Source organism: Sanguibacter hominis ATCC BAA-789 (assembly GCF_012396185.1).
GTDB classification, from domain to species: Bacteria; Actinomycetota; Actinomycetes; order Actinomycetales; family Cellulomonadaceae; genus Flavimobilis; species Flavimobilis hominis.
This window is the reverse complement of sequence record NZ_JAAXOW010000001.1, coordinates 1,116,319-1,136,087: the sequence shown is the minus strand read 5'-3', so window position 1 is coordinate 1,136,087 and position 19,769 is coordinate 1,116,319. Positions and strand designations below refer to the sequence as shown.

The 19,769-nt window shown below is 73.6% G+C and carries 17 protein-coding genes; 6 read left to right on the top strand and 11 right to left on the bottom strand.

Annotated features, from left to right (window positions below; translation table 11 throughout):
- Nucleotides 1–70 precede the first annotated feature (70 nt).
- The 7 genes from HF995_RS05210 to HF995_RS13805 all read right to left on the bottom strand — a co-directional run bounded on the left by HF995_RS05210 (nucleotide 71) and on the right by HF995_RS13805 (nucleotide 7,695).
- Nucleotides 71–577, bottom strand: a complete 507-nt coding sequence (locus HF995_RS05210) for a hypothetical protein (RefSeq protein WP_168446688.1) — start codon at nucleotides 575–577, stop codon at nucleotides 71–73.
- A gap of 113 nt (nucleotides 578–690) precedes the next feature.
- Entirely contained in the window at nucleotides 691–1,128 is a 438-nt protein-coding gene (locus HF995_RS05205) for a VOC family protein (RefSeq protein ID WP_168446687.1), read from the bottom strand.
- Nucleotides 1,129–1,165: 37 nt separating this feature from the next.
- Complete coding sequence (locus HF995_RS05200; protein ID WP_168446686.1) at nucleotides 1,166–1,492, bottom strand: hypothetical protein; 327 nt, start codon at nucleotides 1,490–1,492, stop codon at nucleotides 1,166–1,168.
- A 105-nt stretch (nucleotides 1,493–1,597) separates the two neighbouring features.
- Nucleotides 1,598–6,514: a DUF3418 domain-containing protein gene (locus tag HF995_RS05195; RefSeq protein WP_434060837.1), complete on the bottom strand. Its 4,917-nt coding sequence runs from the start codon at nucleotides 6,512–6,514 to the stop codon at nucleotides 1,598–1,600.
- Nucleotides 6,515–6,558: 44 nt separating this feature from the next.
- Nucleotides 6,559–6,888 (bottom strand): DUF192 domain-containing protein, encoded by a 330-nt coding sequence (locus tag HF995_RS05190; protein WP_168446684.1) that lies wholly within the window; start codon nucleotides 6,886–6,888, stop codon nucleotides 6,559–6,561.
- A 91-nt stretch (nucleotides 6,889–6,979) separates the two neighbouring features.
- Nucleotides 6,980–7,501 (bottom strand): hypothetical protein, encoded by a 522-nt coding sequence (locus HF995_RS05185; RefSeq protein ID WP_168446683.1) that lies wholly within the window; start codon nucleotides 7,499–7,501, stop codon nucleotides 6,980–6,982.
- Between the two features lie 65 nt (nucleotides 7,502–7,566).
- Nucleotides 7,567–7,695 (bottom strand): hypothetical protein, encoded by a 129-nt coding sequence (locus HF995_RS13805; RefSeq protein WP_286189206.1) that lies wholly within the window; start codon nucleotides 7,693–7,695, stop codon nucleotides 7,567–7,569.
- Nucleotides 7,696–7,809: 114 nt separating this feature from the next.
- Between HF995_RS13805 and HF995_RS05180 the strand changes: the two genes are divergently transcribed.
- The 3 genes from HF995_RS05180 to HF995_RS05170 all read left to right on the top strand — a co-directional run bounded on the left by HF995_RS05180 (nucleotide 7,810) and on the right by HF995_RS05170 (nucleotide 10,842).
- The gene (locus HF995_RS05180; RefSeq protein WP_168446682.1) at nucleotides 7,810–8,409 is read left to right on the top strand and encodes a hypothetical protein; all 600 of its coding nucleotides are present in this window, start codon (nucleotides 7,810–7,812) and stop codon (nucleotides 8,407–8,409) included.
- A 70-nt stretch (nucleotides 8,410–8,479) separates the two neighbouring features.
- Nucleotides 8,480–10,138 (top strand): ABC-F family ATP-binding cassette domain-containing protein, encoded by a 1,659-nt coding sequence (locus HF995_RS05175; RefSeq protein WP_210727229.1) that lies wholly within the window; start codon nucleotides 8,480–8,482, stop codon nucleotides 10,136–10,138.
- A gap of 188 nt (nucleotides 10,139–10,326) precedes the next feature.
- Entirely contained in the window at nucleotides 10,327–10,842 is a 516-nt protein-coding gene (locus tag HF995_RS05170) for an aminoacyl-tRNA deacylase (RefSeq protein WP_168446680.1), read from the top strand.
- 202 nt (nucleotides 10,843–11,044) lie between these two features.
- Here HF995_RS05170 and HF995_RS05165 read toward each other — a convergent pair whose 3' ends face one another.
- Both HF995_RS05165 and HF995_RS05160 read right to left on the bottom strand, forming a co-directional pair.
- Entirely contained in the window at nucleotides 11,045–11,857 is an 813-nt protein-coding gene (locus HF995_RS05165; RefSeq protein ID WP_168446679.1) for an NYN domain-containing protein, read from the bottom strand.
- A gap of 65 nt (nucleotides 11,858–11,922) precedes the next feature.
- Complete coding sequence (locus HF995_RS05160) at nucleotides 11,923–13,020, bottom strand: hypothetical protein (RefSeq protein ID WP_168446678.1); 1,098 nt, start codon at nucleotides 13,018–13,020, stop codon at nucleotides 11,923–11,925.
- Nucleotides 13,021–13,216: 196 nt separating this feature from the next.
- On the opposite strand from HF995_RS05160, the gene HF995_RS05155 reads away from it, so the two are divergent.
- The 3 genes from HF995_RS05155 (at nucleotide 13,217) to HF995_RS05145 (ending at nucleotide 18,287) form a co-directional block, all read left to right on the top strand.
- Nucleotides 13,217–14,422, top strand: coding sequence for an exonuclease SbcCD subunit D (locus tag HF995_RS05155; RefSeq protein ID WP_168446677.1), 1,206 nt, complete (start codon nucleotides 13,217–13,219; stop codon nucleotides 14,420–14,422).
- Nucleotides 14,422–17,658, top strand: coding sequence for an AAA family ATPase (locus tag HF995_RS05150; RefSeq protein ID WP_168446676.1), 3,237 nt, complete (start codon nucleotides 14,422–14,424; stop codon nucleotides 17,656–17,658). Before HF995_RS05155 ends, HF995_RS05150 begins: the two co-directional genes overlap by 1 nt.
- A 131-nt stretch (nucleotides 17,659–17,789) precedes the next feature.
- Entirely contained in the window at nucleotides 17,790–18,287 is a 498-nt protein-coding gene (locus HF995_RS05145) for a M15 family metallopeptidase (protein WP_168446675.1), read from the top strand.
- Between the two features lie 83 nt (nucleotides 18,288–18,370).
- Here HF995_RS05145 and HF995_RS05140 read toward each other — a convergent pair whose 3' ends face one another.
- Nucleotides 18,371–19,000, bottom strand: a complete 630-nt coding sequence (locus tag HF995_RS05140) for a 3'-5' exonuclease (RefSeq protein ID WP_168446674.1) — start codon at nucleotides 18,998–19,000, stop codon at nucleotides 18,371–18,373.
- Between the two features lie 81 nt (nucleotides 19,001–19,081).
- Nucleotides 19,082–19,768 carry a GNAT family N-acetyltransferase gene (locus HF995_RS05135; protein WP_168446673.1) on the bottom strand — a complete coding sequence of 229 codons (687 nt, stop codon included), beginning with the start codon at nucleotides 19,766–19,768 and terminating at the stop codon, nucleotides 19,082–19,084.
- Between the last annotated feature and the right edge of the window lies 1 nt (nucleotide 19,769).

Here is a 19,769-nt window from a genome sequence, read left to right as displayed (position 1 = left end):
CGCCCCGCACGCACAGACGGACGCGACCCCCTCCCCGGAGGGGTCGCGTCCGTCTGCGCGCGGCGCCGGCTCAGTCCAGGCCGGTCGCCTCGAACGACAGGACCGTGCCGGTCGCGTCGTCGAGCGTCGTCGTCGAGACGAGGATGACCGTCGCCTCCGGCGCGTTCCTGTGCAGCGTCGTCACCGCGGTCCTCGCCTCGATCACGGTGCGACCGTCCTCCTGATCGATCGCAACCTCACGGGGAGCCACGCGTGCCTCGAGCGGGTCGCCCTGGTCGACGCGCTGAGCTGCCGCGGCCGTGAGCACGGCGAGCGACGCACGCGCAGGATCGGCGAGCGACGTCCCCGCGAGAGCGTCCGTGCCGACGTCCACGGTCCCACCCTCGTACAGCGACGCCGTCGTCATGACCGAGCCGCTGAAGGCTGACGCGACGAGCATCGTCACGCGGTCGGCCGCCGCCTGCTCGGCAGGATCAGGGCTCGGCAGGCTCTCCCCGCGCATGAACATCTGCACGAGCAGGCCCGCGCCCAGGCCCACCACGAGCACGAGCGCGATCATCTGCAACCGCTCACGCACCGATGTCTCCACGTCTGCCCCCGACGTCGACTGTCGCCGCACCCTCGCGGCCTCACCTGCGACGATAGGGGCCGCTGGTCGCGGCCGGGTCACAGACAGGTCTCAGGCAGGCCTCAGTCCAGGCAGAACTCGTTGCCCTCGACGTCCTGCATCACGATGCACGACTCGTCGATGCCGTCCGCCTCCATGACCCGGACCTGCGTCGCGCCGAGCGCCACGAGACGCGCACTCTCCGCCTCGAGCGCGGCAAGCCGTTCCGGACCCACGAGCCCCGTCCCGACGCGGACGTCGAGGTGCACGCGGTTCTTCACGGTCTTGCCCTCAGGGACGCGCTGGAAGAACAGCCGCGGGCCGACGCCGAACGGGTCCTGGCACGCGAACGCAGAACCCTGGTGCTCGGGCGGGAGCGCCCGGTTGAACTCGTCCCAGTCCGTGAAGCCCTCGGGCGGGTCAGGGATGACGTACCCGAGGACGTCGCACCAGAAGCGCGCGAGCCGTTCCGGCTCCGCGCAGTCGAACGTGACCTGGACCTGCCGCACCGTCGCTGCCATGTCCACACCGTAGGCACGGCCGACGGCGCCCGCCCGGTCAGCGGGTCTGCGAGTCCCCTGCGGCGTCGGCTTCCGACGCCGGCGCATCGGAGTCTTCTGCCTCTGCGGCTGCCTTGTCCGCGGCCGCCTTGTCCTCCGCAGCCTTGCGGCCGCGGTAGTCGAGCGCGAAGTACACGATGACGAACGCGAAGACGCCATAGCTCGACACCTCGCCCGAGCTGTCCATCCGCGAGAACGCCGTGACCACCACGAGGACAGCCATGACGGCGATGCACGCGACGACGAGCGCCCGCTGCCCGGCACGGCGGAAGTGGATCACCGCAGCGGCCAGCGCCGCCCCGATCCCGGCTGCGATCACGGTCATGTGGGAACACCTCGCGTCGTCGTGCCCCGGACGCCTGCCGTGCGGGGGCACCTGAACTCTAGTTCGGCGGACGGCCCCGGCGCCGGGACCACCCGCAGACCGGGCTCAGCCGGCGAGCTGCTTGCGGATGCGCTTCTCCGAGACGGACCCGTCCGTGCCGAGCTGCTGCGCGAAGAACGACACGCGCAGCTCCTCGAGCTGCCAGCGGACGTCGTCGAGCACCGCGAGCCGCGCCAGGTCGGGCTTGCCCGACGCGTACGCCGCACGGGCGCGCGCGTGATCCTCCTCGACGTCGCGGATCCGCCAGGCGAGCTCCGCGTCACGGTTCGGGTTGGACTCCGCCTTCTCGAGGCGGTGCAGGTCCGCACGCAGGTAGCGCGGCAGGTGGCGCAGCCGGTCGGGCGGCGTCCGCGACACGAACCCGTCGTAGACGAGCGACGCCGCGTGGTCCCGTACGTCCGTGAGCGTGTTGAGGAGAGCCAGGCTCGTCGAGCCGCGCACGGCGACGTCGATGTCACGCGCCGCCGCGAGCGCCGCGACGACGTGCCCGACGATCTGGTGCACCCGCTCCTCGAGCCGGTCCCGCACCGCGGCGCGGGCCGCCTCGTAGGTCGCGCGGTCGCGGATCGTCGACGCCTCCGGGATCCCCGGCTCGCTGCCCGACGTGAGTGCCGCGACCGCCGCGGCCTGCACGTCCGCGACGAGCGCGTCGGTGTTCCGGTACGGGCTCGCCGCGAGCGTGAGCGCCTGCTGACCCGTCCACCGTGTCGTCACGCGCGCGGTCGCGAGCGCCGTCTCGGCGAGGAGCAGCGCGCGCACGCCGCGTGCATGCTCGGGCGCCTGGCGGCGCTGGTCCGCGAGCACGCGCAGGGCGACGGACTCGACGTTCGAGGCACCCGACGTCGTCCCGCCCGTCGTGTTCTTGCCCTTGTCGCGCTTCGGCGCCGCGGACGTACCCTGCGCGGTGCTCTTCGGGGCAGCGGAGCGGGGCGCGAGCTCGACGACGAATGCCGGGTAGCCGCGCACCGTCATCGCGGCCTCGCCTGCGCCGAGGCGCGTGTAGACCTCGTCGGGCAGCGCGTCGCCGGGGACGGCCGCGCCGGCGCCGTCGCGCAGGACCGGCCAGGTCGCGAGGGAGGTCTGCTCCTCGATCACGCCGCCCGCAGGCCCGTTCGCAGCGGCGCCGTCGGCCCCGGCGCCGCTCGCACCGTCGCGCCCCTCGCCCCCGGCGCCGCCCTCGCCGAGGTAGGCCCGTGCACGCGAGGTAGGGCTGTCGACGGCACTACCTCGCGAGGAACCCCCTACCTCGGCGACAGGGCCGGAGCCCGGCCCGGCCAGCCCGGCGACAGGACCGGAGCCCGGCCCGTCGGCGGAGGTACCGGCGGCGGGGCCAGGAGCGGACGCACCCTCGCGTGCGGCGGCCTGCGCCTCGCGCAGCGCCGCGCCGACCGCGGACTTCACGGCCGAGCGCACCTCAGCCTGCGTCCGCGCAGCGAGGCGACGCTGCAGCGCGACCAGGTCGGCACCTTCGTCGACGACGACGCCGCGCGAGTCCGACACCCGGAACATCATCCGCAGGTGGTCGGGCAGCCGCGACGGGTCCCACGCGTCGTCAGGCACGACCACGTCGCGCAGCGCGCGCACCGCACGCGTGAACGCCGCCGTGAACGGGGTCGCCATGTCGCCCGCGCGCGTGATGTCCGCCCATGCGGGCTCGTGCTCGCGGATCCAGCCGACGACGTCGCGCGCCACGTCCGGCGCAGGCACGAGCTGCACGCGCACGGGCTTGGGCAGGGCCCGGATCCACGCGGTCGTCAGGTCGAGCCACATGCCGGGGACGAGCCAGTCGAAGCCGTCCGGCTGGACGCGGTCGAGGACGGCGAGCGGGACGTGCACGGTCACGCCGTCGGACGCGCGCCCGGGCGTGAACTGGTACGTGAGCGCGAGCCGAAGGTCGCCCTGCTCCCACTCCTCGGGGTACTCGGTGAGGTCGAGCGCAGCGGCCTCGGGCGCGATCATCTCCGCGGTGAACGTCAGCAGGTCGGGCGTCGCGCGGCGGGCGTCGCGCCACCAGCGGTCGAAGTGCTGCGCGGACACGACGTCAGCGGGGATGCGCTCGTCGTAGAACGCGAACAGCGCCTCGTCGTCGACCACGAGGTCACGACGCCGGGCGCGCGCCTCGAGCTGTTCCGCCTCGTCGAGCAGCGCACGGTTGGCGTGGAAGAACTCGTGACGCGTGGTCCAGTCGCCCTCGACGAGGGCGTGCCGGATGAACAGCTCTCGCGCCCCGGCCGGGTCGACCTTGCCGTACAGGACCTTGCGCTGCGCGACGATCGGCAGCCCGTACAGCAGCACCTTCTCGTAGGCTTGCGCCGCGCCCTGCTTCGAGGACCAGTGCGGTTCCGAGTAGACGCGCTTCGCGAGGTGCGCGCCGAGCTCCTCAGCCCACTCGGGCTGGATGCGCGCGACCTCGCGCGCCCACAGGCGGCTCGTCTCGACGAGCTCGCCCGCCATGATCCACGCCGGCGGCTTCTTCACGACCGCCGAGCCGGGGAAGATCGCGAAGCGCGCCCCGCGGGCGCCCTGGTAGTCGTTGCGCGCCTGCCGGGCCGCGCGGCGGTCCTCCTTGGCGGGGCGGCCGCCCTTGGGTGTCGCGCGGACCTCGGTCGCCTCCTGCATGCCGAGCTGCGACAGCATGCCCGCGAGGAGGGAGCGGTGGATCGTGTCGGCGTCCCACGCGAGGCGGTGGTTCACGTCCTCGGGCGCGACGCCGCCGCGCTCCTGCGCCTCAGCCATCGCCTCGGCGACGGAGAGAGCGCGGGCGCCCGACGCGCCGCGGCGCACGACACCCTTGGCGTCGCCGTCGGCGACGAGCGCGCGCGACGCGGGCTTGACCTCGAGCCCGAGCTGCAACGCCATGTCCTTGAGCTGCCCGACGACGTCCTGCCACTCCCGTACCCGCAGGAAGTTGACGAACTCCGCCTTGCACAGGCGGCGGAACGCCGAGCTCGACAGCTCGCGGCGCTGCGACTTCAGGTACTCCCACAGGTTCAGGTAGGTGAGGAAGTCGGACGACGCGTCGGCGAAGCGGGCGTGCATCTGGTCGGCGTGCTGGCGCTGCTCCGTCGGGCGTTCGCGCGGGTCCTGGATGGACAGCGCGGCCGCGACGATGATGACCTCGCGCCCCACGCCACGCCGCGCACCCTCGACGATCATCCGGGCGAGCCGCGGGTCCATCGGCAGCTGCGCGAGCGCCCGGCCGACGTCCGTCAGGCGCGTGCCCGAGCCCGGGACCGTCTCGAGCGCGCCGAGCTCCGTCAGGAGGCCTACGCCGTCGCGGATCGAGCGGACGTCCGGCTGGTCGACGAACGGGAACTTCGCGACGTCGTCGGGCCCTGCCGCGACACCCGCCGCGACCATCTGGAGGATCACGGACGCGAGCGACGTCCGCAGGATCTCCGGGTCGGTGAACTCGGGGCGCGACTCGAAGTCGTCCTCGGAGTAGAGGCGGATCGCGATGCCGTCCGCGACACGGCCGCAGCGGCCTGAGCGCTGGTTCGCGCTCGCCTGGCTGATCGGCTCGATCGGCAGGCGCTGCACCTTCGTCGCCTTCGAGAACCGCGAGATGCGGGCCGTGCCAGGGTCGACGACGTACCGGATGCCCGGCACGGTCAGTGACGTCTCGGCGACGTTCGTCGCGAGGACGACGCGCCGCCCCGCGTGCGGCTCGAACACGCGGTGCTGCTCCGCCGCCGACAGGCGCGCGTACAGCGGGACGACCTCGACGGACGTCGGCAGGCCGCGACCGTCGACGCGGTCGCCGAGGTGGCCGCGCAGGGCGTCCTCGGCGTCGCGGATCTCCCGCTCGCCCGAGAGGAACACGAGGATGTCGCCAGGCCCGGCCGCGAACAGCTCGTCGACCGCCTCGCAGATCGCGGTCATGAGGTCACGCTCGACGGCCTGTCGGCGCGCGGTGCCCGCGCCGTCCTTCGGCGGCTGCTTGCCCTTGCCGCCGCCTGTCTTCCGCGACGCGGATCCGTCGTCGCGCCCGGCGCCGCCCGCGCTGCCCGCGCCACCTCGTGCGCCGAGGTAGGTGCTCTCACGCGAAGTAGGGCCGTCCAGGGCCCTGACGCGCGAGGAAGCCCCTACCTCGGCGTCGCGGGCGTCGGAGGGGGAGACGGAGGGCACCGGGTCCGGGACGAGCGGGCGGTAGCGGACCTCGACCGGGTACGTGCGGCCCGACACCTCGATCACGGGCGCCGGGACGCGCGAGCCGTCGGGTGCCGTCGCCGCGAAGTGGTTCGCGAACCGCTCCGAGTCGATCGTCGCCGACGTGATCACGAGCTTCAGGTCCGGCCGCTGCGGCAACAGCTGCGTGAGATACCCGAGCAGGAAGTCGATGTTGAGCGAACGCTCGTGCGCCTCGTCGATGATCAGCGTGTCGTACGCCCGCAGCAGCGGGTCGCGCTGGATCTGCGCGAGCAGGATGCCGTCCGTCATGACCTTCACGAGCGTCGAGTCCGAGGACTCGTCCGTGAACCTCACCTGATACCCGACGACGCCGCCGAGCTTGCCGCGACGCGTCACGCCGTCGGGCCCCGTGTGCTCCGCGCCGATCTCCTCCGCGATGCGCTCCGCGACCGTGCGCGCCGCCAGACGCCGCGGCTGCGTGTGCCCGATCTGCCCGGCCCGCCCACGCCCGAGGTCGAGCAGGATCTTGGGCAGCTGCGTCGTCTTCCCCGAGCCGGTCGCACCCGCGACGATCACTACCTGGTGGTCACGGATCGCCTCGGAGATCTCCGCGCGGTGCCCCGAGACCGGCAGGTTCTCCGGGTACGTGATCGGCGGGACGGCCACCGCTCCGCGGATCGTGGCCGCGCGCTGCGCTCTCGCCAGGGCGCGCGCGTCGAGCGACGCCGTGTCAGGGAAGCGGGCGGCGCCGCGTCCGCTGCGCCCACGCCCGCCGCGGCGTCGTCCGGCGCCACGTGCGCTGCGGTGCTCGGGACGGTCAGAGGTGCTCACGACCAACCATTCTCCCGGTCGACGCAAGCCGATACCGACCGAGGTCAGTGCGGGACGATCGACACCCGCGCCCCAGGGCCGACGCCCCACCGTTCGAACGAGCCGTGCGGCGCCTCGAGCAGGTTGCCGCGCGGACGCAGCCGCGAGGTGCGCCACGCCTTCAGCACGCGCGTCTCGACGACCGTGCCCTCCTCGTCGAGGAGGGCGATGTCGAGCGGCTCCCGCACCCCGATGCCGTGCGTCCCGCGGATGACGACGAGCGCCTGCGGGATCGGCCTGCGCCAGAACATCCCGCGCGCACGACCCCACCATGTGTCCGCCACGACGACAGGGCAGACGGGACGCTCGTCGATGAACAGCTCGGCTTGGCGCATCGTCTGGCCTCCGTGTCGATACCTAGAACGTAACGCGGATGCGGCCCGAAAAAACACCGTTGACCTGGGTGTTCTCACCCCCGTGTGGGAATCAAGGTGTCGTGACGTCGCCCTCGAGCCGGGCGAGCTCGGCGCGCAGGTCCGTCAGCTCCGAGCGCGCACGCGACGTCACCTCGTCGGTCGACGTGCCGAGCGACGCCAGGGCGTCGTCGACCTTCGCGCGCGCCTCCTCGAGCGTCGTGCTGGCCGCCGCGAGCTGCTCCTGCGCGTCCTCCTTGCCGGACTTCGCGGCGTCGAGCGCCTCCTGGACCTGACCCACCGCCCCCTGGACGGTGCCGAGCGCATCCTCGGCGCTGCCGCGCGCCTTCCCGGACAGGCCCTCGAGCGCCGTCGCGGCGGACGCGACGTCGCCGCTGACCTCCTCGATCTGGGAGCGGGCGTCCGCGACGAAGGACTTCAGCTCGTCGCCGCTCGGCAGGCTGAACGACGGGAGAGTGATCTCCGGGAGCGCGGGCCGGTCCTCGGCCGAGCAGGCCGTCAGGGCGAGCGTGCCCACGAGCGCGATCGAGGCGCCGGCGGCGCGGGCACGGGAGCGGGTGGGGTTCGAGGTCATCGTCGCCTCCAGGTCGCGGTTGAGAGGGCCATCCTAGGTGCGCCCCCTGGGACGTCGCCGCCCGCTCACGCGACGCGCCCGGCCTCCTCGCCGTCTGCCGTCGAGGGCAGCGTGCCCTGCTGCGGCGGTTCGAGGAGCGTGCCTGTGGCGCGGTGCGCGATCTGCCTGATCGTCGCCGCGTCGAGCGCTGCCATAGGTGAAAACACCTGGGCGCGGCCGAAGGTCCCATCGGCAGCGCCCGCCGATCACTGAGAGACCGCCCTTCGCGCCGCGCCCACCACCCGCGACACGGCCGCTAGTGTCTGGTCATGGTGTTCACGGACATCCCCGCGACCCGCGCCGACGACGGCCGGCTCTGCACGCCCCCGGCCCCGGGCGACGCCGCCGTCGGGCTGCTCATGCTCGTCCTCCCGCTCCTCGCCCCCGTCATCTGGCTCACCGACGAGCAGACCACCCTGCACGCCCCCCTCCTCCTGGGCTGGGCCGTGCTGTACCTCTCAGGTGTCGTCGTCGCCCTGCACGGGTTCATGTCCGACCTCTCCCCCCTGCGCGGCATGCACCGCTACGTGCCAACACCCGCCGTCGTGCTCGGCGCGATCTACGCCGTCGCCCTCCCCTGGGGCATGGCCATGGCCGTCGCACCCGGCGACGCCCGCAGCCAGGAGGCCGCGCGCCGCGGCAAGATCCTCCCGACCGCGACACCCGACCCGAGCGCCTCACCCACCCCGCCGCCGTCACACACCGAGCTGTGGATCGCCGGCGGCGGGACCGTCCCCCTCGGCCAGGCCATGCTCGTCATCGCGGTCCTCTGCGGCGTCGTGGTCGTCGGCATGTACGTCGCCAGGCTGTTCCGCACCCCGTGGCAGCTCACGGATAATCAGTCGGACGACGCCGGGACCCCCGGCTAGGCTCAGCGGCATGTGGATCTGACCTGCCCCGCCCGACTCCCTCGACCCCGGCAGGTGACCCGTGTCCGCGATGCTCCTCGCGTCAGACCTCTCCCAGTCCTACGGGGACCGCACGGTCCTCGCGCACGTCGACCTCGCCGTCGACCCCGGCCACCGCGTCGGGCTCGTCGGTGAGAACGGCGTCGGCAAGTCCACGCTGCTCCGCCTGATCGCCGGCGTCGAGGACGCCGACGCAGGCACCGTGAAGCGCCCCGCACGCCTCGGCTACCTGCACCAAGAACCGCCGTTCGGGCGCGATGCCGTCGTCGGCGACCTGCTCGACGCCGCGCTCGCGGACGTCCGCGCCCTGACCGCCGAGCTCGAGGCCGCCGCCGCGGCCGTCGACGCTGCACCCGACGAAGCACGGGACGACGCCGCCGCCAGGTACGCCGCCGCCCTCGCCCGCGCCGAGGCAGCCCAGGTGTGGGACGCCGACGTGCGCGTCGCCCGGACCCTGGCCGGGCTCGACCTCGCCAACCTGGGCCACGACCGTCGGATCGTCCACATGTCCGGAGGCCAGCGCACCCGCCTCGGCCTCGCGGCCCTGCTCATCCGCCAGCCCGAGGCGCTCGTCCTCGACGAGCCGACCAACCACCTCGACGACACCGCGGCCGAGTTCCTCGCCGACGCCCTGCGCACGCTCCCCGGCGCCGTGCTGTTCGCGAGCCACGACCGCGAGTTCCTCCAGGAGGTCGCGACCGAGATCGTCGACCTCGACCCGACCCGCGAGGCCGCCGCAGCGGGCCGCACCGCAACCACCTGGTACGGCGGCGGCTACCGCGACTACCTCACGGCGAAGGCCAAGGAGCGCCGCGCATGGCAGGCGCAGTACGAGGCCGAGCAGGACGAGCTCGCGTCCTTGCGGGAGTCCGTGCGGGTGCGGGCCCGCCAGGTCGGCCACGACCGCGAGATGACCGACCGCAACAAGATGGCGTACGGCAAGCGCGGCGACCGCGTCGAGGGCCAGGTCTCCCGGCGCGTGCGCAACGCCCGCACCCGGCTCGAGACCCTCGAGGCCGAGCAGGTGCCGCGCCCGCCCGTGCCGCTGCGGTTCGCGCCGCCCCGCGGGCGCGCCCTGACACCCGGGGCCGACGGCGAGGCGCCGGTCGTGCTCGAGGTGCGCCGCGGCGTCGTGCAGGGGCGGCTCGACCTCCTGGCCGCAGGCCAGGGCAGGCTGCGCGTGCGCGCGGGCGACCGCCTGCTCGTCACCGGGACGAACGGCGCGGGCAAGTCCACGCTCCTGCACGTCCTCGCCGGCGACCTGGCGCTCACGTCCGGGACCGTGCGGCGGACCGACGGCGTCGAGATCGCGCTGCTCGAGCAGGACCTGCACCTCGCCGGTGAGAAGCGCACGCCGCGCGAGCTGCTCACGCTCATGGCGGGGGCGGCCGCGAGCGACCGGGTGCGGGACTTCGGGCTCGTCGCCGCGAACGACCTCGACCGGCGGATCGGCGACCTGAGCGTCGGGCAGCGGCGGCGCGTCGTGCTCGCGATGATCGTCATGCACAGCCCCCACGTGCTGCTCCTCGACGAGCCGACCAACCATCTGTCGCTCACGCTCGCCGAAGAGCTCATGGACGCGCTCGACGGATGGCCCGGCGCTGTCGTCGTCGCGTCGCACGACCGCTGGCTGCGCCGACGCTGGAAGGGCACGAAGGTCCACCTCCCGCCGCAGGGCACGGGGCAGTAGGGCTGACGGGGCGCGGCGGGGCCGCGCCGAGGTAGGGGCTGCGTCGCGAGGTAGGGGGCTTGCCGCGAGGTAGGGCCTTGCAGGGCCCTACCCGACGTGGACGGCCCTACCCCGCGTGGACGGGCCTACCCCGCGTGGCCGGCCCTGCTTCGCGGAGGCGTGCCGGCGGCCCGGCGTAGCGTGGGGACATGGCAGCCCACGACAGCAGCTCCGACGTGCCCGACGACGACGCAGGGCTCGCGCGAGCCCGCGCGGCTCTCGAGGCGTCCGGGATCGACTTCACGATCACCCGGCACGGGCGCGTGCGATCGCTCGAGGAGGCGGCCGCGGCGCGGGGCGTCGCGCCGTCGGGCATCGTCAAGACGATCGTCGTGCGCCGCGGCGAGGGCGACCACCTATTCGTGCTCGTGCCCGGCGGACGCGAGATCTCCTGGAAGAAGCTCCGCGCGCACCTGGGCGTCAACCGCATGACGATGCCCGACGCCGCGGGCGCGCTCGACGTCACCGGCTACGAGCGCGGCACGATCACGCCGTTCGGGTCCCGCACCGCGCTCCCGGTCATCGCGGACGAGACGCTGCAGGACACCGTGTCGATCGGGGCGGGCACGCACGGGGCCGGTGCGACCGTCGACGCCGCCGCGCTCGTCGCTGCGCTCGGCGCGACGGTCGCCGACGTGACGGACCCGGAGACGCCGCGCGCCTGAGGTCCGGCGCGCCTCGAGCCGGACAGGGTCGCCGCGGGCCGCTCGCCCTGCGACGCCACGCCACGAGTCCGTCGGTCCCAGCCGAGTCCGTCGGCTGCTACCCGCGGACTCGCGCTGGAACAGACGGACTCGCCCGGGGCACGGGCGCGGGCAGGGGCGCGGCGGTGGGGCGACACCTGCCCTCCGCCCGCTGCGCCGCAGGTCAGCGCTGGCGGACGCGGACCTCGACGTGCTTGTTGCTCTCTCGCGACTCGATGCGCGGCTGCGCCTTCATGAGCGCGCTCAGCTTGGAGAAGCCGTAGAGGCGGGGGTCGAAGTCGGGCCGCAGCTTCGTGAGGTTCTGCCCGACGACGCCGAGGGACGCCCAGCCGTCGTCGTCCGACACGTCGTCGATCACCTTCGTGATGAGCCGGATCGGGACGGGCGACGCCTTCGCGTCGTCCTTCGCGTCCTCCTTGACCGGCTCCGCCTTCGCGGCGGGCTCGGCCTTGTCCTTCTTCGCGCCCCGGGGCGCCGCCTTGGCCGGCGCCTCGGCGGGCGCGTCGACCGGGTGCGCGTCCGCGCGCAGCAGCTCCGTGTAGATGAACTTGTCGCACGCGGAGACGAACGGCTTCGGCGTCTTGCGCTCACCGAACCCGTAGACCGTGAGGCCCTCCTCGCGCAGGCGCGAGGCGAGCCGCGTGAAGTCGGAGTCGGACGACACGAGGCAGAACCCGTCGAACCGGCCCGTGTACAGCAGGTCCATCGCGTCGATGATGAGCGCGCTGTCCGTCGCGTTCTTGCCGTGCGTGTACGCGAACTGCTGCATCGGCTGGATCGAGTGGTCGAGCAGGACCTTCTTCCACCCGCCGAGGTTGGGCTGCGTCCAGTCGCCGTAGATGCGCTTGACGCTCGCGACGCCGTAGCGCGCGATCTCCTCGAAGAGGCCCTCGACGATGGCGGCGGCCGCGTTGTCGGCGTCGATCAGGACGGCGAGGTTGACGTGCGGCCGTGACTCAGGCGTGGCGGCGGACATGTGGCGGTTCCTTCCCTGGGCGGTGCTGCGAGGCTATCGCGCGCCAGGTCAGGGTGCGCGCGGCGTCACGCGCGGGTGAGGGCCTCGCCGTCGGGCTCGGTGGTGGGCGCGACGGGCGGCTGGACGACGTCGTCGCTCGGCTCGCCCGTGACGTCGGGCTGGTCCTGTGCGTCCGTGCTCGGGGTCTGCGCGGCCGCGGCCTCCTTCGCGGCCTTCGCGGCGGCGCGCTCGAGAGCGCGCTGGTGCTCCTCCTCGCGCCGCCGCTCGCGGGCGAGGTTGAAGCGGGGGAAGTCGCCCGCGCGCTGCGCGGCGTCGAACAGGCTGCGGACGTGGTCGTACATCGCCTCGTCGCGGTCGAGGCCGAAGAGGCCCGCGGCGTGGGCGTCGAGGAGCTCGACGAACGTCTGCCAGACGTCCTTCTTGATCTCGCCGTCGTACGGCCCGAGGAGGAAGGTGTCGCGGTGCGGAGGGATCTGGTCCATGACGACGACGGGCGGCGACGCGATGCGGAACCGCGGCGACGGCGTGAAGGAGCGGGTCCAGGCGGCGACCGGTTCGAGCGGGTGGGACATGCTCATGAGCACCCACACCTTCTTCTCGTCCTTGTCGCGCTCCCGCAGGATCTCGGACTGCACGGCGGAGACCATGGCCCACGCCTCGTCGTACTTGCGGGTGATCCAGTCGCGCACGTAGGTGCCGCGCTCGAGGCCGCACTCGTTCCACGCGTCGCGGTCGACCTCGATGGGCATCCAGGACGTCGCGCCGCGTGCGAGGAAGGGGGAGCGCAGGACGTCCAGAGCGTCGGCGAGGAGGACCTGGCGGGCGCGCTCGTGGTGGGCGCCCTGGAGCTCGTCGACGGCGTGGACCCACACGCGGACGTCCCGCACGACGTCGATGAGGCCGGGCGCGCGTCGCATCGCGACCTGCTCCTCGGAGTCGTCGACGGCGCAGGCCGCGCACGTCGCGCCGGGCTCGGACCGTGTGAGGTCCCACGGCACGAAGAGCCTTGCCTTGCGCGCGGCAGGGCAGTCGGGCGTCGTGTGGAGCTGGACGGTGCGGCCCAGCCGCGGGGTGTCGCGGTAGAGCGGCTCGTCGGCCTCCCAGGCCTCGCGGAAAGGGAAGTCGGACTCGTCCAGAGCCCGGATCTCACTCAACGAGAACACAGCGTCTCGCCCTCTCCTTCGTGGGCTGCGCCGACCTGGACGTGGCACGGCTACGAGGCCCATCGACAGGCGACGCGCGGAGGTGAGGTGTTGGGGGTGGTGTCTCGGCTGGTGGCGACCGAGGTTGCGGGATGCCCCCAGGATCCGGTGGCCAGCCTGTCCGGTCGTGTCGGTGGTAGCGGATAGCGTGCCAGGCATGCGGATCCTCCATACCTCCGACTGGCACCTGGGCCGGACGCTGCACGGCGTCGACCTGCTGGATCACCAGTCGGCGTACCTCGACCACCTGGTCGAGGTGGTGCGGTCGGAGGGGATCGACGCAGTCGTGGTGGCGGGCGACGTGTACGACCGTGCGATCCCGCCGGTGCAGGCGGTCGAGCTGCTGTCGAGCACGTTGCGGCGCCTGCTGGAGGTCACGCAGGTCGTCGTGTCGCCGGGCAACCACGACTCGGCGGCGCGACTCGGCTTCGGCGCGGACCTGATGCGGGAGGGCCTGCACGTGCGGGCGCGATCGCGTGACGTGGGCACGGCGGTCGAGCTGCACGACGCCGAGGGTGGGCTGGGCGCGCTCGTATACGCGCTGCCGTACCTCGACCCGGACGACGCACGGCACGTGCTGGCGGGGGAGGACGGACCGCTCGCACGGTCCCACGAGGCGGTGACGACCGCCGCGCTGGAACGGGTGCGCGCAGACGTCACCCGGCGCCGGGCGCGCGGGGGCGCGCCCGTGCCGACGGTCCTCGCGGCGCACACGTTCGTCGTGGGTGGCGAGGTGAGCGAGTCGGAGCGGGACATCCGCGTGGGTGGCGTCGACTCGGTGCCGTCGGGCGTGCTCCGCGGTGTCGACTATGTCGCGCTCGGGCACCTGCACGGCCCGCAGCGCGTCCCGGTCGCCGATCTGGACGGGCGGCGGACGGTCGCGCGGTACTCGGGATCGCCGCTCGCCTACTCGTTCTCCGAGATGAACCACCGGAAGTCGAGCGTCGTCGTGGACCTGCGCGCCGACGGCGTGCACGGCGAGCCCGAGCTGATCGAGGCGCCCGTGCCCCGCCGCCTGACGGAGGTCCGCGGGACCCTCGAGGAGATCCTCGGTGAGCTCGGAGAGGCGCACGTGGACTGCTGGACGCGCGTCTACGTCACGGACCCGTCCCGCCCCGAGAGTCTCGTGGCGCGGGTGCGGGCCCGGTTACCGCACGCGCTCGCCGTGCTCCACGAGCCGCCCGCGCGCACCGGTGACGGGGCTGAGGCGCCGCGCGTGGCGGCAGCAGACCCGTTCGACGTCTGCTGCGACTTCGTCGCCCACGTCCGCGGGGGTGGCGAGACCGCAGCGCCCGACGAGACCGAGCGGGCTGTGCTGCGCCGCGCGCTCGAGAACGTCCTCGCCGCGGAGAGGAGCGCCTGATGCAGCTGCGCTCGCTCACGCTCCAGGCGATCGGGCCGTTCAAGGACGCGTTCACGATCGACTTCGCACGCCTCGCCGAGGGCGGCCTCTTCCTCCTCGAAGGGCCGACAGGCGCAGGCAAGTCCACGATCATCGACGCGATCGTCTTCGCGCTCTACGGCAAGGTCGCGTCCGCGGGCGCGAGCGATGACCGGCTGCGCTCGACGCACGTCCGCGCTGAGCTCGAGTCCTACGTCGACCTCGTCCTCGAGGTCCCGGCAGGCGTGTACCGGGTGCGTCGCAGCCCTGCCTATGACCGGCCCAAGCAGCGCGGGACCGGTACCACCCGCCAGCAGACCAAGGTCAACCTGTGGCAGCTGTCCGCTGCCGACGCCGAGGCGCTCGACACGAGCGAGGACCCGGGCAACCAGGCTCCGGGCTATCTCCTCAGCAGCCGCGCCGACGAGGTCGGGGACGCGATCACCCAGATCCTCGGGCTCAGCCGTGAGCAGTTCGTCCAGACGATCGTGCTGCCCCAGGGCGAGTTCGCGAGCTTCCTGCGCGCCAAGCCCGAGGACCGGTCCGCGCTCCTGCAGCGCGTGTTCGGCACGGAGATCTACCAGCGCATCCAGAACGAGCTCGTCGAAGCCCGCAAGGAGGCCGACCGCCGCGTCGCCGCCGCCGAGCACAGCATCGGCCGCGCCGCCGCGACGTTCATCGAGGCTGCACGCCTCGAACCAGAAGAGGCCGAGGTGGTCGCGGGCCTCGCGGGCTCCGTCGTCGGGGCCGAAGAGCTGACGACCACGCTCGACGGCCACCTGTCGACGCTGAACGCCGAGCACGAGCGCCTCACCGCCGGGTGCGCGCGCTCTACCGCAGCCCACGCCGACGCGAGCGAGAGGCACGCCGCCGCCACGACGACGCACCGGCTCGTCGTCGCACGCCACGAGCTGCACGCCCGCCGCGACGAGCTAGCCGCCGGAGCCGCCGAGCACGCCCTCCGGGTGCAGCGCCTCGACGCCGCCCGCCGTGCGGCTGCCGTCCTCCCGCGACTCGACGAGCTCGAGCTCGCCACCGGGAACCTCGCAAAGGCCGCGACCACGCTCGACAACGCCCTCGCCGACGCGCACGAGCACCCCGTGCTGCACGCGTGGCTCGCCGGGACCGGCCCTGACGCGGACGACGGCGCCCCTCGCGGCGGCGGAACCGACGACGACAGCCTGGTGCCGTTCACGCCCTCGGACGCGACGCTGCGGTACGAGATCGACGCGCGCCGCGCTCGAGACGGCGAGCTCCGCCACCTCGTCACGATCGAACGTGACCTCGTCGGGCGCGCCGCCGCGCTCGACGTGCGAGACCTCGCGGTCGACAGGCTGCGTCAGGACCACACCGCGAGCCTGGCCGCACTCACCGACCGTCCCGCCGAGCGTGACGCGCTCGCCGCGCAGGTGAAGGACGCGACCGTCACGGCAGCGCTCGTCGACGCCCGACGTGCCGCACTCACGAGCGCCGAGCAGCGGCTCGCCGCCGCACGCGCCGTCGACGCTCTCGCGCCCCGCATCGCCGCCGCCGACACGATCGTGAGCGAGGCAGCACAGACCGCCCTGGCCGCGGTCGAGCTCGAGGCCCGCCTGCGGCGCGCCCGCATCGACGGCATCGCGGGCGAGCTCGCGACACAGCTCGTCCCCGGCGAGCCGTGCGCCGTCTGCGGCGGCACCGAGCACCCCCACCCCGCCGCAGTGAGCGATGACCACGTGTCGCCCGAGCAGGTCGACGCTGCCGCGACCGAGCGGGAGACAGCCGAGCGTGCCCTCGCCGACGCCCGCGACGCCCGCGCCCGCCTCGACGCCGAGCTCGCACGCCTCCGCTCCGCCGCGCAGGACGCGACCATCGTCGACGCCCTCGCCGCCGTCGAGACCGCCCGCGACGCGCTCGTCGAAGCCGAAGGCGCCGTCGCCCGCCTCGCTACCCTCACCGCGACCATCGAGAAGCACGACGCCGAGACCACCCGCATGCGCGCAGACGTCGCCGCGCTCGAGTCCCGGATCGCCGCCGAGAGCGCCGCCAACGCCGAGATGCGCACCGTCCTGGAGCAGGACCGCGACACCGTCCGCCGCGCCCGTGAGGCCGCCGAGACCGACCACCTGACCCGAGGCGCCCGCGGTGACGATGACGCCGCCACGAACCTCAGCGACCGGGACCTCGACCGCGACGGTGACGTGACGCTCGCGCACGTGCGCAGCGACCTCGAGCAGCAGACCCGGCTCCTCGAGCACCTCCTCGACGCGTCGGCCGAGCACCGCCGCGCCCACGAGACCCACGCCCGCCTCTCAACAGCCGCCCGAACCGCACTCGACCAGGAGCAGCTCGACAGCGCAGACGCCGCCCGTGCCGCGGCCCTCGACAAGAACGAGCACGAGCGCCTCGCCGCACAGGTCGCCGAGCGGGAGAATGCCCAGGCCGCCGTCCGCGACGGCCTCGCTCGCCCAGAGATCGCCACGCTGCCCCCCGACCTCAGCCCCGACGCGACCGCCGACGTGGTTGCTCAAGCCGAAGCGATCCTCGCCGCCACCGCCCAAGCGCTCGAGCACGACAAGCGGCTCGTCGCCCTCACCGAGGAGACCCTCGCCCGCGCCCGCAAGGCCGCCGCCGGCGTGCGCGCCGCCCTCGACGCCTCCCGCGCCGAACGAGACGCGCTCGCCCCCGTCATCCGCATGGCCAACCTCGCCTCAGCCGCGACAGCCGACAACTCCGCCGCTCTCACGCTCTCCACGTACGTCCTCGCCCGCCGCTTCGACGACGTGCTCGCCGCCGCCAACGACCGCCTCCGGCAGATGTCCTCCGGCCGGTACGAGGTGCAGCGGTCCACCGAGAAGGAGTCCCGCGGCGGCCGGCGCCTCGGCCTCTCCCTGCGCATCGTCGACCACACCACCGAGACCGCCCGCGAACCCGCCACTCTCTCCGGCGGAGAGACCTTCTACGTCTCGCTCTGCCTCGCCCTCGGCCTCGCCGACGTCGTCACCGCCGAGTCCGGCGGCATCGACCTCGGCACGCTCTTCGTCGACGAAGGCTTCGGGTCCCTCGACCCCGCCACCCTCGACCTCGTCATGGCCGAGCTCGGCAAGCTCCGCGCCGGTGGACGAACCGTCGGAGTCGTCTCCCACGTCGAAGCCATGAAGAGCGCCATAGCCGACCGCATCAGCGTCCGCCGCACCCCCGACGGCTCCTCCCGCATCACCGTCCTCGCCGGAGCCTGACCCGCACCTCCGGCACCGCCCCGACCCGCACCTCCGGCACCGTGATGTCCCCTCCCAGGAGGACACGCCTACCGTCGGACTCCCACCCCGGACCGATGCCCCGCCCCGCCGACCAGCCATAACGTCGCAGCATGTCCCGCGTCCGGCTCACCCTCGCCATCCTCGCGCTCGTCACCCTCGCCACCGCAGGGGTCGTCGGCGCCCGCAGCTTCCTCGACTGGACCAGTGCCGAGCCCGCCGCCGCGAGCACGACCACTCCCGCGAACATCAACGGCCGGATCCCCGAGGACCAGCTCGTCACCATCGACACCGGCCACCGCCTCATCGCCCCCGCAGCCGCAGCATTCACCAAGCTCGAGCGAGCCGCCCGCGACGCCGGCCACCACCCCACCGTCAACTCCGCCTACCGCGACCTCGACGAGCAAGCCGAGATGATCAGACGCTTCGGCCTCCTCGAAGACGGCGGGCGCGCCGCACCCCTCGGCGAGAGCGAGCACGGCGACGGCACGAGCGTCGACCTCACCCTCGACACCGAAGCGCTCATCTGGATGCGCGAGAACGCCCCCGGCTTCGGGTTCCACGAGACGATCATCGACGAGCCCTGGCACTGGACCTGGAGCGCCGACTGAACCGCTCGACGCGCCGGTGAGCCGCAAGGTACGACTGTCCGCTCAGACCGACCCCGCGGACCCGCGCAGGGCGGGAGCCTCGCTCAGGCGAGCGCGGACCGCGACAACGTCCGCGGAGCGGTGAGCGCGACGTCGAACAGCTCGGCGAACAGGTCGTCCGCCGGAGCGGTCAGCGCCGCCGCCGAGAGCTCGTCCACCCACGGCACCCCCGCAGGGTGCTGACGCAGGAAGAACCGGAACAGCTCCGCCGTCGCGAGCGTGTCCCCCAGCGCCGAGTGCGCATGCTCGTTGATCACGCCCGCCTGCTCGCAGCACACGGCGAGCGTCCGCTTGGGGCCTGGCAGGTGCGCCTTCGCGAGCTGCTGCGTGCACAGCCGCCCCGGAACCCGGAACGGGAACTGCGCGAGCCGGAACTCTTTCTCGAGGAACCGCAGGTCGAAGTCCACGTTGTGACCCACGACGACCCGGCCCGCGAGGAGCGCAGCCACGTGCTCGGCCACCTCCGTGAAGCGGGGCGCATGCTCGACGTCAGCCGCCGTCAGCCCGTGCACGTGCGTCGGCCCCACCGGACGACCCGGGTTCAGCAGCGTCTCCCACGTGTCGACGACCTCACCGTCCCCGTCGAGCCGCACGACCGCGATCTCGATGACACGGTCACCGGTGCGCGGGGAGAACCCCGTCGTCTCGGTGTCGATCACGGCATATCCAGGCACGCTTCGATGCTGCCACGAGGCTGTGACACGACCGTGCAGACCCGCCGTGGGCGCTCTGCGCAGCGGTGCCGCCCGGCGCGGCTACCGCCCGGCGCGCTCCAGCACGTCGGCGAGCGGCTCAGCCGTGACCTCGGCGGCTGCCGCGAGCAGCGCGTCATGGTCCGGGTCGTCGCCGTCGAGGCGCGGGACGAACGCCCGCAGGAACGCGACGAGCGCAGGCCGCAGCACCTCGGGCGAGTCCGCGCCGTCGTGCAGCACGCTCGCGAGCATCAGCATGTCCGGCACGCGCTCCTGCCCGGGCGCCATCGGTGGGAGGAAGTACGGGAGGTCGAGGAGCGCGAGGTCGTTCCGGGCGTAGAAGCCGAGGCGGCGCCACGGGTTGCCGTGGTCGGCCGACGCCGGGTGCTTCCGCGGGTCCTCGACCTCCGCGAGCAGCAGTTGCGCGCCCGCGTCACGCGCCAGGTCGATCGCAGCGTCGAGCAGCGCGCCGCCCGTGCCCGTGCCGCGCAGGCCCGGCCGCACGGCGAGCCACGCGAGCAACGCCACCTCGGGCGCACCCTGGCGCAGCGCGACGACCGCGCACCCGAGCGTCTCGCCCGTCTCGGGGTCGGTCGCGAGCAGCACCTCGAGCTCGTCGCGCGCGGTCCACGCGAGGAACTGCTCGCGCGGCGGCAGCTCCTCCGGGCCGAACGACTGGCTCAGGACGGCGTCGTACAGGGACGCGCGCGCCTCACGGCTGGCGACGGGAGTGACGGAGCAGGGCCTCATG